Genomic DNA, 16,847 nt, shown 5'->3' on the forward strand with positions numbered 1-16,847 from the left:
CAATTTTGTCCTTCCCTCAAATATCATGTTTTCGGAACAGCCTACTTTAAATATGCAGATATTTTTAAAAGTTTTCTTTACATTTCCATGTTAACGAGACAATGGGTGTACATCATAAAGAGTACAGGTGACATTAGGACTTTCTATGCGTGGAGCAAAAATATATAATTTAGATGAAAGCCCTGTTAAAGTGAAACGGTGGACGGATTTGGAACATGTCCGTACATATTATGACTTTTTCAAGCAACATGAAGACAAGTTTTAATGGTTTGTGAATTTCGCGTAATAGTCCCCGTTATTTTCTAATTGCTAGCACTTTAGTACTTTATCCTAGCGAGGGACAGGCGCCTTAAAAAAGGGAGAGGTTTTGATGAACGAGCAAATTACAAAGCGAGTTGAACAATTTAAAAAGCTAGATGAAAAAATTACGCACTTATCGAGCATTTCTGGTCTTATTGGCTGGGATGAAAAGGTTATGGCTCCTAAAAAAGGTCGTCCCATATTTGCTAAAGCAATAGGAACATTACAAACAGAAATATTCAGTTTGTCTGTTTCTGAAGAGATGGGAGCGCTGCTTGAAGAGCTTACAGAGGAAAATGCGTTTCAGCAACTAGATGACGTAACGAAAGCACGAGTTCGTGAAAGAGCTACATTTTACAAGAAATCTAATCAGATCCCTGCTTCGTTGTATAACGAATACTCTATTACATGTTCAGAAGCAGGTATTGCTTGGGAGCAAGCCAGAAAAGACAATGATTTCAACCATTTTGCTCCTTTTTTAGAAAAAATCGTGGCATATAAAAAGCAATTCGCTGAAATTTTCGGGTATGAAAAGCACCCATATGATGCACTGTTAGATGAATTTGAGCCTGGTTTGACTGTAGAAAAGCTAGATCCAATTTTTTCTGAATTACGTAAAAGCAGTGTAGCGTTACTGCACAGAATTCAACAGTCTTCAAGTGTACCTAATAAAGAAATCTTTGAACAAGACTATAACATTGAGGCGCAAAAGCAATTTAATAGATATATTCTACCTCTCATTGGCTTTGACCTTGAAGCAGGTCGATTAGATGAAACGGTTCATCCGTTTGCTCAGACCATTAATACGCACGATGTTCGTATTACCACTCGTTATTTAAAAGATAATGTGCGTTCTGCTATTTTTGGAACAATCCATGAAGCAGGTCATGGTATTTATGAACAACAAGTAGACCCTAACTATGAGGGAACTGTGTTACAAAGCGGGACATCATTTGGAATTCATGAATCGCAGTCGCGTTTCTTAGAAAACATGGTGGGGCGCAGTAAAGCGTTTTGGACATATTTTTATCCAGCATTACAAAAGCACTTCCCAGATCAATTGAAGGAAGTTTCTCTTGATGAATTTTACCGTGCAGTAAATTTAGTTGAGCCTTCTTTTATCCGTGTGGAGGCAGATGAATTAACATACAATCTTCATATTATGATTCGCTATGAGATTGAAAAAGGTTTAATTAGTGGAGAGATTGCTGTGACTGATCTTCCAAAAATTTGGAACGAGAAAGTGGAGGAGTATTTAGGAATTACTCCACCGAATGACACACTTGGTGTTCTACAAGATGTTCACTGGTCGTTTGGAGGTATCGGTTACTTTCCATCCTACTCTTTAGGAAATCTTTATGCAGCACAAATTCTTTATACTATTACAAAAGAAATACCTGATTTTTATGAAGAGATTGCAAAAGGTAACTTCGCTGTTATTCAATCTTGGCTGCGTGAAAAAATTCATCAACATGGTAAGTTCTATACACCTGATGAACTAATTGTGCGAGTGACAGGTGAAGAATTAAATGCTTCTTATTTGGTGCAATATTTAGAAGATAAATATAAGGATGTATACAATTTATAAGAGTGTAGATGGCAGGTGCCTGATCCCCAGTGTGGTATAGTTTTACCGCCCCGGAGATCAGGCGCTTTTTTGAAAGTAACTTTTGCGAAGTTAAAAGATTAACTCGTAATAATTCTTGGAAAAAATAATATAAGAAAAACTTATGTTGGAGTAGTTTGCCCCCTTTTACAGACTGATGTAGTCGGTAAAAAGATGATTAATCGTCTACATTCATTTCTAGGAGTCGATTGGGGCCTCTTTGGCTTTTTCTCCTCAAGCTCTCCGAACTTCAGCTGTTTCCCGTAGAGTTGTTTACCTCATATTAAGTTCTTCACTAGTGCACAATCCGTTATCTAATGCCTTTTGTCTTAAAACTAAGTATAGCTCGGCTTTTGTTGCATTATAATAGGGTAGAACAAATAATATACCAACACCAAAAGCCAATGCCCCTAAGATAAACCAACCTAAAAAGGATAAATCTAGAACAAAAATATCCATCTTCTCACCTTTTGTCATTTTGTTACTTAACGCTACTGCTTGCTTATAGCCTATATTAGGGTTATCAGATAAAATATAAGGCACCAAGCTATAGGCGTAGGCTTTTATGATTCCAGGAATGATTAATAATAGGAACCATAAGAAGACCAAAACCGCCTTATAAAGCATTGCTTTGACAATACTTATGTAATGGTTTTTGTTAAAGGCAAATACTAGATTCCCTAGATTCGCCTCTTTTTTAGATGCTCTGACAAAATATCGCATGCCACCTACTTCTAATGGATACCCTAAGATAATCCGAATAGCCAATCCAATAACTAAAGCAAACAAAACAACTAAAATGATGAGAGGGATGAGTATAAGTCCTAACTCTCCGTCATATACGTTGTTAAATTCATTAAAGCCACGACTACCACTGCTACTACTACTTCCGCCATTTACAAATGCCAGGACGATACAAACTATAAGTGCCTTCCAATAAGTTCCCCTCAGAGCTTCCTTCGCATGGGACTTAAGCTCACTTCTTCTCCACATACATAACCCTCCATAGCGTTAATATTTCTTTCAACTACTATGGTATCTTATCATACTCTTTTAATTTGTGAATATTTTAAAAACATTCTACGCAGACTTGAATCTGGACAGATAGAAATGGTGTCAGGAATCTGTCGAGTGCAGGCAAACAGGGGACGGTTCTCAGTCTGCCAAATAACAATTAAAATAACCGATATTGTTGAAGGGTTACAAGGTCGGGTTGTACCTTTACGTGTTATAATAACTGATAGATTTTATGTGAAAGGAATGAATTAAGTGGCACAAACTCATGTGTTTTCAAAAGGAGAAGAAATTGCAAACTCTATTACGCACGGCATTGGAGTCTTACTAAGTATTGCTGCTTTAGTGATTTTAATTGTATCCTCTTCTCTATATGGTACGGCTTGGCATGTCGTTAGTTTTACTTTGTTCGGTCTGACGATGGTGTTGTTATATACTTCATCCACCTTTGTTCACGCACTTCCGCATGGAAAAGCAAAAGATATATTTGAGATTCTAGACCATTCCTCCATCTACTTTTTCATAGCGGGTACATATACACCGTTTATGTTCATTGCTGTAAAAGGATGGCTAGGTTGGACATTGTTTGGCATTGTTTGGGGTCTTGCTATTGCCGGAACTTTTTTTAAGAGCTTCTTTGTTAAGAAATATTTATTCACATCTACAGCTTTATATGTAGTCATGGGATGGCTCATTGTATTTGCATGGAGTCCTTTATCGCAAAATCTACCACCAAATGGTATGAATCTCCTCGTACTAGGGGGCGTTCTTTATACAGTGGGAGCTGTCTTTTATGTTTGGAGAGCATTTAAATATCACCACTTTATATGGCACTTATTCGTATTAGCAGGCAGCACCGCACATTTCTTTTCAGTTTTATTATATTTGTTACCTTAATTGGGTAGCCGGTCCCCGGTGTGCTGGAGTATCATTGCATTGGAAGACAAGGTATCTTCTGATGGAGTTACTGGGATTAACAATGAGGGATGTTCAAATACACACATACATAAGTTTTCCTTTGATTTGAAAAAATGTGTTTGTTTTTGCGACAAACAAAAGTATAGGGGTGTGAACTACGTTGGTTTTTTGGAAGCGATACGGGCACTGGTTTGCGGCACTAATTATTTTATTTATTTTTATCCGAAGAGTGATAAATTTCGAATTAAATTTAACAAACATTATTATTCTGTTAATTGCAATGATAGGAATGTCCACCTTTGTTTGGACAGAAATCCAGATAAGAAAATCGACAAAAAGATAACATCCTTGAAGCATATACTCTAATGTAGACTCTTGAGGATTATGCGCCAGTCTCATCTGTTTATGCGCTAAATCTTATGGTTTATGCGTTAGTTTCAACAGTTTATGCGTAGTTTCTTATAATACGCGCTAAATCTCGAGTATTACGCGTCAGTTTCATCTGTTTATGCTCTAAAATACTAAAAGGTGGTTTAGGTAACCAGTATGAAAAAGAATATAGTGGTGCTTGATATTTTGTTCTATGTCGCAATTCCGTTGCTTATTTGGAATGTTATGCGAGAGCATATTGGAGATTATTATACGATGCTCCTGTCTTCTGTCCCTGCCATATTGTATACATTGTATCGCTTTTTTGTAACTAAACAATTCAATGTTATTGGCATATACATACTTGCAACATTAGTGATCAGCACGCTAATTGATGTGTTGGCTGGTTCAGCGCTTCAACTCTTGTGGAATAATGTTTATTATTCCATTTCATTAAGCCTTTTTTTTCTTTTAACGATGTTGATAAAAAAGCCACTTGCACTCTACTTCGGATTGGAGTGGGCAGAGATGCAAGGCTATGATAGATTGTATAGCAAGGCTCTATATTATAAACGCCCTATTTTCATAGTATTTCAGCTGATTACGTTAGCCTTTGCGTTGAGAAGTGTGGTATATGCACTTATTAATACGTCACTCATTATGCAGTACGGTGTAGAAGCGTTTGATAAAGGCATTGTATTAAAGCAGGTGTTGAGTTGGGTTTTTACGATTATTACAATTTTTGGTTTTATGTATGCGGGAAAGCTTATTAACAACTCACCACATTTGGTAGAGGAAGTGAAGCGGGAGATAGAAGAGCAGGTTCAGTAAGTATTTACGGGAGTTATAGAAGCGATGAGTTCGCCAAGTTTCGGTAACACCTAATCTAGTGGCTGTTAAGTCATTCAGTTAGGCTCCTTATTGTTGCTTCAAGTCAGTAGTTTTTCGATATCACTATATTTAACTGTATATGTTAATATGTTGTAAATTGAGAATAAGTCAAATAAAAACAATCCAAACACTCTAGTGCCGCCCCCTCGGTATTGGAAGCAGAGTAGCTTGCCAAATAAGGACAAGCACATTTGCTAGCACTGTGATACTTTATCCTAGCGGGGGACTGGCACCATTTTAGGCACCATTTTAAATCCGAAGTCGATAGAACAGATACAAATTTTTCACGATTACCTTTAAAACAGAATAAACCGGAACGGCTAGTAAGATACCAATAAATCCATAAATAACTCCTGCGGAAAGTAGTAATAAAATTACGGTCAATGGATGAATGGAAAGTTTGGTTCCGATTATAAGTGGGGATATAAAATTCCCTTCTAGTTGTTGAACAATAATTAATAGAATCAAAATTCCGATGATCAAGAAAGGATCTGTCACTAAAGCGAGCAAGATGGCCGGAAGTATGCCTAATGCTGGTCCAATAATAGGGATTACAGCTGTTATGACAACAATAACTGCTAACATAAATGCATACTCTAATCCAATAATGAGATAACCGATATACATCAAAATACCATTTACAAATGCGATAAGCATTTGCCCCCCAATATATGTGGATAGTGTTTCATCAATATCTGTTAATATCTTCTTTCCTTCCTCTTCATGCTTTTCAGGAATGAAATTTAATAAAAAGGGTAATAGGCGGTGCCCGTCTTTTAAGAGATAAAAAAGCACAAACGGAACCGTTAACATGACAGCTATTACGTTAGTAATAGAGGATAAGATTTTAGTGGCATTTTCACCTACATGCTGACCGAGATTTATTATGTAAGTAAGTAACTTTTGCTTTGCCTGTTCATACGAAAATAGACCGAAATTATTATCTTGAATTATCTGTTTTGTTTGTTTTTCATTTTCTTCGATGAATGTCGGAATTTTTTCTAAGAATTGACTAAATTGCTCATCCACTGTTACACCTAGAGTCATTCCTCCGAACATTATAGCTCCAATCATAATGGAAAATACGATTAAGATAGCTAATGTCCGAGAGATAAAATTGAATTTTGTGAGAAGTCGTACAACTGGCTTTAAAATATAGAACAGGAACCCGGCAATGAGTAACGGGAAAAGTAGAATTCTAATAAAATCAAGAACAGGTAATATAGCAAATTGATTTTTTCCTAATAAGTAAATAATAAATAACACTAACGCAACTCCGGTTGCATACTTAAAAAATGGGTGCTTAAACCACATGTAATCTCCTCCCAAAAAAGGGTATATTGTTCTTTACCCTAAATAAGTCGAAGCTACACAAGAATTACAACAAAAGAGGATAGGGGATTGGAAAATGTGTGATGATGCGACGAAGGAGCTCGAAACCATAGAGAACAAACTTAATTACATATGATGATTGCCTTCGCTACTTTGCTTTGTTAAAAAAATGTCACAAACACAACTATAAAACTAGAAAAATAGTTATATAATTAAAAAGACACAAGGAGGTGCAAACCTTGCGGAAAGATTGGGCATTGAAAACAACGGAAGAAATGAAAAAAATACGTAATAAAGCGGAAGAACAGCTTCCTGAACCTGAATTGTTGGTTTATACAGCAAATTTTTTTAAAGGATTAGCCGATGAAACACGGCTAAGAATTGTTGCATTACTTTGGATAGAAGATTTATGCATGTGTGAGATTGTTGATGCCTTAGAAGGAGCTAGTTCTACTATAAGTCACCATTTGAAGATTATGGAAAAAGGCGAAATAATCGTATCAAGGCGAGAAGGAAAGTTTACGATATACAGTGTAAACAAAGAGAGAGTGTCGCAGATTATAGAGTTTATAAATTAAAATGAAAAAATTATTCCGTAATTATTAGTCAGATAAGCTGTTATGTTGTTATTTGGAGTTGATTTCGTGGGGATATTTGAATGGCTAAATAATCAACTATTGAAAATGGATTGGTTAAGTCAGGTAATAGCTTTACTTGTTGAAAATGTATTTGGTTTAGATGTAAATGAGAAAGTGGGAGGAAGCATTCACTTTTTTATATATGATGTTATAAAAATATTTATTCTGCTTTCGGTACTCATATTTTTTATATCATATGTGCAAAGCTTTTTTCCACCAGAGCGGACAAAGAAAATACTTACCCGTTTTAAAGGGATTTCAGCTAATATTTTGAGTGCTATATTAGGAACAGTTACACCTTTTTGCTCATGCTCCTCCATTCCATTGTTTATTGGGTTCACGAATGCAGGATTACCAATAGGAGTCACGTTTTCATTTTTAATCTCATCTCCGTTAGTAGACTTGGCATCTGTCATATTGTTAGCGAGTATATTTAACTGGAAAATAGCGATAGCATATGTCATTGTTGGCCTTGTTCTTGCGGTCATCGGGGGCTTCATTATAAGTAGCTTAAAGCTTGAAAAATATATAGAACCCTTCGTGTATAATAATAAGATGATTGATGTCGAGCAAGGTGAAATGACTAGACGTGATAGACTTGAGTTTTCAAAAAACCAAGTGATTGAGATTGTAAAGAAGGTTTGGCTCTATATCTTAATTGGTGTTGGTATTGGGGCCATTATCCATAATTGGATTCCGGAGACGGTCATTGCGGCCATACTTGGTCAAGATAAATGGTATTCTGTTTTAGTAGCTACTTTAGTAGGGATACCTATGTACGCTGATATTTTTGGAACGTTGCCGATTGCAGAGGCACTTGTTGCAAAAGGAGTAGGTATAGGCACAGCGCTTGCCTTTATGATGGCGGTTACCGCACTTTCTCTACCGTCTATGATTATGCTCAAAAAAGTTGTAAAAACAAAGCTTCTTGTTATTTTTGCAGGTCTAGTAACATTAGGTATTTTTATTATTGGTTACAGCTTTAACGCTTTTGGTTATTTGTTTATGTAGTGTTCACATTTTTGAGGTTAAAATAAAACTGAGGAGTGGTTTAGAATGGTTATAAAAGTCTTAGGATCTGGTTGTAGAAATTGTGTTAAGTTAGCAGAAAACACGGAGCAGGCTCTCTCTGAATTAGGACGTGAAGCAGACATCATAAAAGTAACTGAGATGGAAGATATCATGGCGTACGGCATTATGTCTACACCAGGGTTAGTTATTGATGAAAAAGTTGTGTCATATGGCAAGGTTTTAAAGCCAAAGGACATTATCAAAATACTAGAAGGATAATGGCAGTATGGGGACGGTTCTCATGCTGCCGTCTTAATTACTATGTCTCTTTTCACGAAGCCATAAACAACCGAACAAATATCTAATCAAACATTTGTTTAGATATTTGTTCGGTTTATTTAATTCCTATAAATTGGAGTTTTCATTAAGAGATTGATAGTGTTAATTATAAAATTTCTAATAGTTTTTTATCGAATAGGCAATTTGAAATTTATGCTCGCATCGTTACTTCCTTACACAAGTTCCAAATCTCTTGTCGTTTTTCGTTGTTTTCTCCATAGTATGGATAAAAGCGAGACCCGAATAGTTGTTGAATTTGTTGCTTGAGACCCGGCGCGTTTGGTGCTGGTTCCATAATAGTAAGCTTGTCGTTAAAAATAACGCCAGTAGTATTTTTGTAGTTTTCTGAGGTGCATATATCATAGTAGTTGTTAGCCATATAAGATGTAGGTGGGAAAAAGAGATTTTGCATTCTTGCGATCGGTCGCCACCAAGGCTTTACTTTTTTTATAGTTTCATTTGACATTTTCGCTCCATTTATTTGTAGCGCATTTACTTTAATTTGAGCGTCTTTGTACTCTTCTGCCATCTTAAATGTGAGTAGCATGAGAGCCATTTTTGATTGACAATACATGTCGTACACTCGGTAGCGTTTTCCTTTCCATTCTCCTTGTAACGAGTTTGTATTAATATCCTTTTTAGGGTCAAAGAAGTGTTTAATAATATTGCTGCCAGCATGAAGAATTCTCGGGTCATCTGATTTTTTCAAATCATCTACAAGTAGTGATGTCATATAAAAAGGACCGAAAACATTCGTTGCAAAAGTCAATTCAAGCTCGTCAATGCTTAATCTGTGCCTCTCGCCATGATTGAAATAAGCGGCATTATGAATCAATATATCTAGTTTGTCATAGTTCTGTTTGAACTCATCGCAGAACTTATTAATAGACTGAAATGAAGATACATCAAGCTCCATAAGGTCTACACGAGTGTTATTTGTAGTATCAATAATCTCTTGTTGAACAACTTTACTAGTTTTCAAGTTTCGACAAGCCATGATGACAGTGTGCCCAGCTTGTGCAAACTGAGTGGCGGCAGCTTTCCCTATTCCAGAATTGGCTCCTGTAATGATGACAATTCGTTCTCTTTCATGCATAACTCTTTCCCCCCTAAATTCCCTTAGATTCCTTTTTCCTTTCGATACTTAGCTGCTAAAATGACATCCTCCGCCATACTTTCAAGAAGATTAATGCTCTCTTTTTCATCAACAGTACTTGGTAAAATGTTGTTAGCAATCATAATGGAGAGACCTGTTTGAAAGATTTTCATTTTCGATAAGATCATCCTTAACTCCTCGTCAGAAAATCCTTTGAGGTCTGAACTCTTTCTCATAAGTAAAATAAGGTCATTGCCTATTTCATCGTTATAGTCATGTATATATTCGTTTTGTTTCATTATTAAATCATTGAAGAGAGCATTGTACTCTTTCGCGAAACGAAGACTTGCTGCACCAATATCACGAAAGAGATCACCTGAATTTTCTTCGTGTATCATAGCATGACTAAGCACGATAACCTTCTTAATAACTTCACGTTTCAATTCATCGACATCACTAAAATTGACGTAAATGGGAGCGATAGAACTACCCAGTTTTTCAGCAATTTTTCGAATAGATATGCTATCAAGTCCATCAATTTTTGCGATATGAAAAGCAGCATCAACAATCTGTTCTTTTGTGAATCTTTTCTTCGGAGGCATAAGCGTTTTCACCCTTTTTTTATAAATCGTATGATACATATCATCTGTTATATATATATTATACACTTAAATACCTTTTTTTGACAATGCAATAAGCAGAAAAGCTGTTTATCGATTAGCGTTAGAAAATATAATGTTGTGGTTTGCTGTATAGAGGACCTGGTCAGCACATCTCACATTAAGATAAAGCTGACTGACTGATTGGAGACTTACATAAACAATCAGCGTTGTTCAGGATTTTTTTATGAAAGGGAAGTTGAAAATGATTATCATTATTGATATATTTATATATGAGAATGATTATCATTATTGTTAATCGATCAGGAGGGTTTATATGGCTAAAATCATTATCGCTTTTGCAAGTATGTCTGGTAATACGGAAGAAATTGCAGATTTATTAAAGGAAAGTATGGGGCCTTTTAATCACCAAATAGATATGATGGAAATAGAACATATGGAAGTGGAGGATCTTCTTCCATATGATGGAATTTTAATTGGATCTTATACATGGGGAGATGGAGACCTACCATATGAGACGGAGGATTTTTATGAAGACCTTCTAACTCTGGATTTAACGGGTAAAAGGGCGGCTGTGTTTGGTTCAGGTGACAGAGCCTATCCTAAATTTTGTGCTGCAGTAGATTTATTCGAAGATAGGTTAAAGGAATGTAATGCAGACATTATTCAGAACGGACTTAAAGTAGAGTTCACACCAGATACGCCAGCAGAGATTGATAGATGTGTAGATTTTGTTGTTAGTTTCGCTAGTCAAATAGAAGTGTAATGATGTGAAGAATCAAACTAATGCGTGTAACTGTAGTCTGTAGTCACAAGGTCTAAGCAGTGGAACAGCCTGCTCGCAGCCCTGGACTACATGAACCTTTAGATTCACGAAAAGGTCTAATGCTAATTATGTAATGTGAATATAGGTGTCTGATCTCCGATGCGGTATTATGATACCGTGCGAAGGTCAGGCGCTTTTTGCAATTTCTTTTTTTCTTATTGACTTTGCCCTTTAGGGGAAGGTGTATGCTTTCTACAAAGGAGGAGATGCACCGTGAAAAAAGAAATTATTTAAGTAAGAAGTATGGAAAAGATTTATTGGCAATTGTGCTTCTATTGGTAATAGCCCTTTTGTGTTATTTTATTTGTTAAGTATTTTAGATACGAATATTAAATGGAGGAGTGTTATGTACCAAATTGGGTTGTTTTCAAAAATGAATCGGATTACAACGAAAACGTTGCGGTATTACGATGAGATCGGCATTTTAAAACCAGAGTGTATAGATGATTTTACAGGCTATCGATATTATTCAAGTTCACAACTCGCTAGGTTAAATACAATCATTAGCTTAAAACAAATGGGATTTAGCTTAGGTGACATTAAGGAGCTAGTTGACAATGAATCGATGATGGAAGAGATTTTATTGAAAAAGGAAAATGAATTATGTGACATGATTAAAGACGCGAATGAACAATTGCTAAAAATTAAGAGCTGTATAAAAGCAATCAAAGGAGGAAGTTCCATGAAATATAACCCTGTTATTAAAAGCCTGCCGGAAGTAATTGTAGCTTCAATGAGGTTTATAGCCAAAAGCTATGATGAATATTTTGACGTCATCCCCAAAATGGGAGAAGAGATGGTTAAAGCGGGTGCTGTTTGTGCATCACCAGAATACTGCTTTAATGTGTATCATGATCAAGAATACAAAGACAAAGATATTGATGTAGAAGTTTGTGAGGCGGTCGTTGACTATTGTCAGGACACAGACATGGTCAAATATAAAAAGATTAATAAAGTAGAACAAGCATTGTGTGTCGTTCATAAAGGAAGTTATCATACTCTCCGAGATGCATATAACTTTGCTTTCGAGTGGATGAAAGACAATGGGTACAATTTAGTAGGGGAACCGAGAGAACGGTATATTGATGGTATTTGGAATAAAGAAAATGAAGAGGATTGGTTGACGGAGCTACAAATTCCGATTAGTACGAAATAAAGTATTGATGCTGCTGTTAGATAGATTGCGAAAGCCGCGACATGATTGAATGACTAACGAGCAACAGATACAGCAAGTTTGTGCTCCAATCTATGGTAAGGCTAAACGAGCACGTACGAAAAAAGTGGTTCTGACTAACATCAGAACCACTTTTCAATCTAGTTACACTTAGTATTACAAGAATTTTTAATAGAACAACCTGCGCACTTGCCTTGTTTGCTAGCTTTGAAAAATCGCACGAGCGTCCAGATGGAATATCCAATTAACAAAGACCAAAGGAGAATGTTAATAAGCATTCAGATCAAAACCCTTCTATATAGATTGTACTTCCATTCCAATGACAGCACGTTGTTGATTGACTCTTTTAATAGTTAAAATAACAAAAGTAACAAAAGCAATAGTGATGAAAATAGCAGGAATGAATCCTACCGCTGGCGTGCGATATACTACTAAAGAACCAACTTGAGTGATGAGTAACGCCAGCATATATCCAATGCCTAGCTGGAAGGTTAAGCCTTTAAGTAACCACTTTTTAGACCCCATCTCTGCATTCATAGCACCCATTGCGGCAAAGCAAGGAGGTGTAAATAAATTAAACGCCAAATAAGCAAGAGCTGTTACCGGTGTAAATAATTCAGTTAGCACTCCGCCGGGCATATGCAGTGCTTCTTCCGATGCGACTGCAAGTAGAACGGCAAACGTTGCGACCACGTTTTCTTTCGCAATAAAACCAGTAATGGCTGCGGCTGCTAGCTGCCAGCCAACGAATCCAAGTGGAATAAGAATCGGTTCAATAACAGAGCCCATTGAAGCAAGAATACTCATGCTTTGATCTTCAACTGGCTTTAGTCCCCAGCTGTATGCTTGGGCAAACCATACAAGTGTGTTACACACAAGGATGATCGTTGATGCTTTAATAATAAACGCTTTTGCTTTATCGAGCATTTGAAAAAATGCGTGTTTAAAACTAGGTATTTTATATTCAGGAAGTTCCATGAAAAAGGAAGGAACCGACTCCCATACAAATATTCTCTTTAATAACAGCCCGCCGAGTAAAATCATAATAATAGCTAGAATATACATGCTCGGACCAACCCAAGTGTTTTCAGGGAAAAATACGGCTGCAAAAAGAGCGATAATAGGAAGCTTTGCACCACAAGGAATAAATGGTGTCAAAATTGTTGTCATTCTCTTTTCGTTAATATCATCAATGGTCCTTGTTGCCATAACACCCGGAATAGCACAACCAGATCCAACGATCATTGGAATGATGGACTTGCCAGACAACCCAATTTTCTTAAAGTAACGGTCCATTACAACAGCTACTCTGGCCATATATCCAGAGTCTTCAAGGAGTGATAAGCAGAAGAATAACACCATAATTAACGGTAAAAATCCAATGACGGCTCCCACGCCACCTATTGCGCCATCAACAATAACTGCTTGCAGCAGCGGACTCACACCTAATGCCTCAAAGAAACTATTTGCTGCAGTTGGTATAACCTCACCAAACAGCACATCATTTAAGTACCCTGATAAATATCCTCCCAATCCTTCAATGGAGAAGGAAAAGACGGCCCACATGACTAAGAAAAAGATCGGTAAACCAAGCCACTTATGTGCAATGATTCTATCAACTTTGTCTGAAACCGTAACATGACTAGCATCTCTCTTTTTCACGACACACTTTTTCACAAGATCATTTACTATCTTTTGTCTTTCTTTATCTGAGCTAATTGTAGAAGGCTGAACTACATTTTGATTTGCTATCTGAACCGCTTTTTGCATAAGCTCTTGTAAACCAACCTCGGATGATGCTTGGGTCAGAATAACGGGACAATTTAATTCTTTACTTAAAGCATTTACGTCGATTGTATCGCCTCTTTTTGCCAAAATATCTACTTTGTTTACAGCTACAACGACAGGGATTCCTATTTCAAGTAGCTGTGTAGCAAAAAACAAACTTCTACTTACATTGGCCCCATCAACAATATTTATGATAACGTCCGGCGCTTCTTGTAAAATATAATCTCTCGTTATTTGTTCTTCACCTGTATAAGGTGAAATAGAGTATGCCCCTGGCAGGTCAACAAGCGTTATATCATAACCTTTTTGAGTATATTTCTTCTTTAGTTCTGCTTCTCTCTTAGAAACAGTTACGCCTGACCAGTTACCAATAGCCGCTGTTTGCCCCGTCACTGCGTTAAACAGTGTAGTTTTACCTGAGTTAGGGTTTCCTGTTAAAGCTATTCTCATTGCTATATGCCTCCTCAATACGAGTTCGTTGTGATAATCATTATCAATTATGTCTTTTAAAAAAGATATGTAACTGAGTACATATCTCATAAACATTTATGCTTCTAAAATTATTTGTTTTGCCATGTTTTCATCAATTGCATATCTACTATCTTTAATGTTAACTACATAGTTTCCAGCGAGTATAGAAATAAGAGTGATTTGTTCACCTTCAAAGCAGCCTAATGTATAAAGGAACTTTTTTACTTTTTCTTTTCCTTCAATGTGTTTGACATAAAACGTTTGACCGATATGTGCTTTTGATAAAACCATTGCTAAATTCCCCTCGCTTTATTGTCACGTTTTATAAGTATATTTTTTAATCAGAAATGAAAATCATTATCAATCATAATTATATAAGATGAACTTCGATAGATACCAAGAAGAATGTGACAACTTTTTTACAATTGTAAAATATTGCAAGTTAAAACTATTTCCAAAGTGTAAATAAAAGTAACGTCAGAGTGAATGTTCTTAAATTCCTATCCTGATTTTTTTCTAAATAATGGGTAAAGTAATATTTGGCAAGGTTTTATCCGTTACTTAATAGGGTACACAGATAAAAGAGGCAATTTGCTTAGACTGCAAACTAAAACCATGGCGCTTGATCTTCTTTTGCAACAAAATAAAAATAATAGGAGGAATTTACTGATGTCAAACACAATACTTACAACTTCTGTATCTGCTGTAGGGGGACGTGAAGGAAGAGTAGAGTCACCAGATGGCGTGATTAAGTTAGACGTAGCTATGCCAGGTACACCGAGAGCAAAGGAGTTGCCACAAGCGACAAATCCAGAGCAACTTTTTGCGGCTGGATACGCAGCATGCTTTGATGGAGCACTCCAGTTTATAGCAAAAAAAGAACAAGTTTCATTTGAATCAGAGGTAACTGCGAATGTTAGTCTTTTAAAGGATGAATCAGATCAAGGCTTTAAATTAGCTGTCACACTAAAGGTAAAGGGAACGGGTATTGATAGAGCAAAGCTAGAAGACCTTGTTCATAAAGCACACAACTTCTGCCCATATTCAAAAGCAACGAGAGGCAATATCGATGTGACACTAGAAATTGTATAGATTAAAAGATGGGTCCTGTCAGTTCATGGCAGGTTTTTTTTTATATTATTGTGCGGGTTGAGTTAGTGTGTGCGTTCTCCTGTCTGTTCAAAGTATCATATCGCTATATCAGAATTTCAGAACATACATAATGTGAAAGCGATATGATATCATTGTTTTAGCGACAACAATCTACGATACATATCCATCCTTTAATGCAATACATACAAACTTCTTAGCTTCATGATGCCAAAGGTTGTTGGTGTTCCAATGCTAACCTAGTTGCATCAATGAGCTTGCAGTGATTAATATTACAATGTTATAACGGGAGGCGCAATCATGTTATTTATCGATAATAAAGGTGTTACAGACCCAAGAATTAATTTAGCGATGGAGGAGTTTGTTCTCAAACATTTAAATGTGGAGAACGAAACGTATTTTCTTTTTTATATTAATGAGCCAAGTATCATTATTGGTAAAAATCAAAATACAATAGAGGAAATTAATACAGACTATGTGGCGGAGCAGAACCTACATGTCGTAAGACGATTATCAGGTGGGGGAGCCGTGTATCATGATTTAGGTAATTTGAATTTCAGTTTTATTACGAAAGACGATGGAGAGAGCTTTCACAATTTTAAAAAATTCACAGAGCCTGTCATACAAGCGCTCCATCAGCTTGGTGTGAACGCTGAACTTAGTGGTAGAAATGATATTCTGGCTGAAGGTCGTAAAATTTCAGGGAACGCTCAGTTCTCCACAAAAGGGAAGATGTTTAGTCACGGTACACTGTTATTCGATTCTGAAATGGAGAACGTAGTGAAGGCATTAAATGTTAAAAAAGATAAAATTGAATCAAAAGGGATTAAATCTGTGCGAAGCAGAGTAGCGAATATTTCCGAATTCCTACAAGAAAAAGTCACGATTTTAGAGTTTCGCCAATTGTTATTAGAGCATATTTTTGGAGGGAAAGACAATATCCAAGAATATGAGTTAACAGCAGAGGATTGGGCTACTATTGAACAGATTTCAAAAGAACGTTATCAAAATTGGGATTGGAATTACGGTAAATCACCGAAATTTAATATACAACATTCTCATCGTTTCCCTGTTGGGCAAATTGATGTGCGTATGGAAGTTACAAAAGGGACTATTAAGGCTTGTACCATCTACGGGGACTTCTTTGGTGTTGGTGATGTAAAGGATATTGAGTCTACATTAATTGGATGCCGTTATGATCGTCAGGCATTGGAAGAAGCATTGCAGGATATAGATGTTAAGCACTACTTCGGCAATATCGAGAAAGACGATTTCATCAAGTTGGTGTACTAAAGGCAGAGTGGGGACGGTTCTCATGCTTCCTTCGCGAGTCGAAGGAAGCAC

Annotated in this window: 17 protein-coding genes; 10 read left to right on the forward strand and 7 right to left on the reverse strand. The window is 36.4% G+C overall.

The annotated features are described in order from the left end of the window. The first annotated feature begins 370 nt into the window (after window positions 1-370). Entirely contained in the window at window positions 371-1,888 is a 1,518-nt protein-coding gene (locus tag EJF36_RS02390) for a carboxypeptidase M32 (protein WP_125904829.1), read from the forward strand. A 291-nt stretch (window positions 1,889-2,179) separates the two neighbouring features. Here EJF36_RS02390 and EJF36_RS02395 read toward each other — a convergent pair whose 3' ends face one another. After that, window positions 2,180-2,899 carry a DUF975 family protein gene (locus EJF36_RS02395; RefSeq protein ID WP_125904830.1) on the reverse strand — a complete coding sequence of 240 codons (720 nt, stop codon included), beginning with the start codon at window positions 2,897-2,899 and terminating at the stop codon, window positions 2,180-2,182. Between the two features lie 276 nt (window positions 2,900-3,175). Between EJF36_RS02395 and trhA the strand changes: the two genes are divergently transcribed. Both trhA and EJF36_RS02405 read left to right on the forward strand, forming a co-directional pair. Then, on the forward strand, window positions 3,176-3,817 hold the full coding sequence (gene trhA, locus EJF36_RS02400) for a PAQR family membrane homeostasis protein TrhA (RefSeq protein ID WP_125904831.1): 642 nt from the start codon (window positions 3,176-3,178) through the stop codon (window positions 3,815-3,817). Between the two features lie 567 nt (window positions 3,818-4,384). Then, the gene (locus EJF36_RS02405) at window positions 4,385-5,038 is read left to right on the forward strand and encodes a VC0807 family protein (RefSeq protein WP_125904832.1); all 654 of its coding nucleotides are present in this window, start codon (window positions 4,385-4,387) and stop codon (window positions 5,036-5,038) included. Between the two features lie 309 nt (window positions 5,039-5,347). On the opposite strand, the gene EJF36_RS02410 is transcribed toward EJF36_RS02405, so the two are convergent. Beyond that, entirely contained in the window at window positions 5,348-6,412 is a 1,065-nt protein-coding gene (locus tag EJF36_RS02410; RefSeq protein WP_125904833.1) for an AI-2E family transporter, read from the reverse strand. 257 nt (window positions 6,413-6,669) lie between these two features. Between EJF36_RS02410 and EJF36_RS02415 the strand changes: the two genes are divergently transcribed. The 3 genes from EJF36_RS02415 (at window position 6,670) to EJF36_RS02425 (ending at window position 8,358) form a co-directional block, all read left to right on the forward strand. Continuing rightward, window positions 6,670-7,008: an ArsR/SmtB family transcription factor gene (locus tag EJF36_RS02415; RefSeq protein ID WP_125904834.1), complete on the forward strand. Its 339-nt coding sequence runs from the start codon at window positions 6,670-6,672 to the stop codon at window positions 7,006-7,008. 66 nt (window positions 7,009-7,074) lie between these two features. Further along, window positions 7,075-8,079: a permease gene (locus EJF36_RS02420; RefSeq protein ID WP_125904835.1), complete on the forward strand. Its 1,005-nt coding sequence runs from the start codon at window positions 7,075-7,077 to the stop codon at window positions 8,077-8,079. Window positions 8,080-8,124: 45 nt separating this feature from the next. Continuing rightward, a complete protein-coding gene (locus EJF36_RS02425) occupies window positions 8,125-8,358 on the forward strand; it encodes a thioredoxin family protein (RefSeq protein WP_125904836.1) in 234 nt (77 codons plus the stop codon). Window positions 8,359-8,569: 211 nt separating this feature from the next. Here the strand turns inward: EJF36_RS02425 and EJF36_RS02430 are convergent, their stop codons facing one another. Next, window positions 8,570-9,514, reverse strand: a complete 945-nt coding sequence (locus EJF36_RS02430) for an SDR family NAD(P)-dependent oxidoreductase (protein WP_125904837.1) — start codon at window positions 9,512-9,514, stop codon at window positions 8,570-8,572. Window positions 9,515-9,537: 23 nt separating this feature from the next. Next, the gene (locus tag EJF36_RS02435) at window positions 9,538-10,116 is read right to left on the reverse strand and encodes a TetR/AcrR family transcriptional regulator (protein WP_125904838.1); all 579 of its coding nucleotides are present in this window, start codon (window positions 10,114-10,116) and stop codon (window positions 9,538-9,540) included. 334 nt (window positions 10,117-10,450) lie between these two features. On the opposite strand from EJF36_RS02435, the gene EJF36_RS02440 reads away from it, so the two are divergent. Both EJF36_RS02440 and EJF36_RS02445 read left to right on the forward strand, forming a co-directional pair. Then, window positions 10,451-10,900, forward strand: coding sequence for a flavodoxin (locus EJF36_RS02440; protein ID WP_125904839.1), 450 nt, complete (start codon window positions 10,451-10,453; stop codon window positions 10,898-10,900). Window positions 10,901-11,306: 406 nt separating this feature from the next. Then, window positions 11,307-12,116, forward strand: coding sequence for a MerR family transcriptional regulator (locus EJF36_RS02445; protein ID WP_125904840.1), 810 nt, complete (start codon window positions 11,307-11,309; stop codon window positions 12,114-12,116). Window positions 12,117-12,274: 158 nt separating this feature from the next. On the opposite strand, the gene EJF36_RS02450 is transcribed toward EJF36_RS02445, so the two are convergent. The 3 genes from EJF36_RS02450 to EJF36_RS02460 form a co-directional block, all read right to left on the reverse strand. Beyond that, entirely contained in the window at window positions 12,275-12,412 is a 138-nt protein-coding gene (locus EJF36_RS02450; RefSeq protein ID WP_125904841.1) for a FeoB-associated Cys-rich membrane protein, read from the reverse strand. Window positions 12,413-12,428: 16 nt separating this feature from the next. Further along, window positions 12,429-14,372, reverse strand: a complete 1,944-nt coding sequence (gene feoB / locus EJF36_RS02455) for a ferrous iron transporter B (RefSeq protein WP_125904842.1) — start codon at window positions 14,370-14,372, stop codon at window positions 12,429-12,431. A 96-nt stretch (window positions 14,373-14,468) separates the two neighbouring features. Further along, the gene (locus EJF36_RS02460; protein ID WP_125904843.1) at window positions 14,469-14,684 is read right to left on the reverse strand and encodes a FeoA family protein; all 216 of its coding nucleotides are present in this window, start codon (window positions 14,682-14,684) and stop codon (window positions 14,469-14,471) included. A gap of 378 nt (window positions 14,685-15,062) precedes the next feature. Here EJF36_RS02460 and EJF36_RS02465 point away from each other — a divergent pair, with 378 nt between their 5' ends. Both EJF36_RS02465 and EJF36_RS02470 read left to right on the forward strand, forming a co-directional pair. Beyond that, a complete protein-coding gene (locus tag EJF36_RS02465) occupies window positions 15,063-15,485 on the forward strand; it encodes an organic hydroperoxide resistance protein (RefSeq protein WP_125904844.1) in 423 nt (140 codons plus the stop codon). A gap of 318 nt (window positions 15,486-15,803) precedes the next feature. After that, on the forward strand, window positions 15,804-16,796 hold the full coding sequence (locus EJF36_RS02470; RefSeq protein ID WP_125904845.1) for a lipoate--protein ligase: 993 nt from the start codon (window positions 15,804-15,806) through the stop codon (window positions 16,794-16,796). Window positions 16,797-16,847 lie beyond the last annotated feature (51 nt).

Source organism: Bacillus sp. HMF5848 (assembly GCF_003944835.1).
In the GTDB taxonomy this organism is placed as follows: domain Bacteria; phylum Bacillota; class Bacilli; order Bacillales; family HMF5848; genus HMF5848.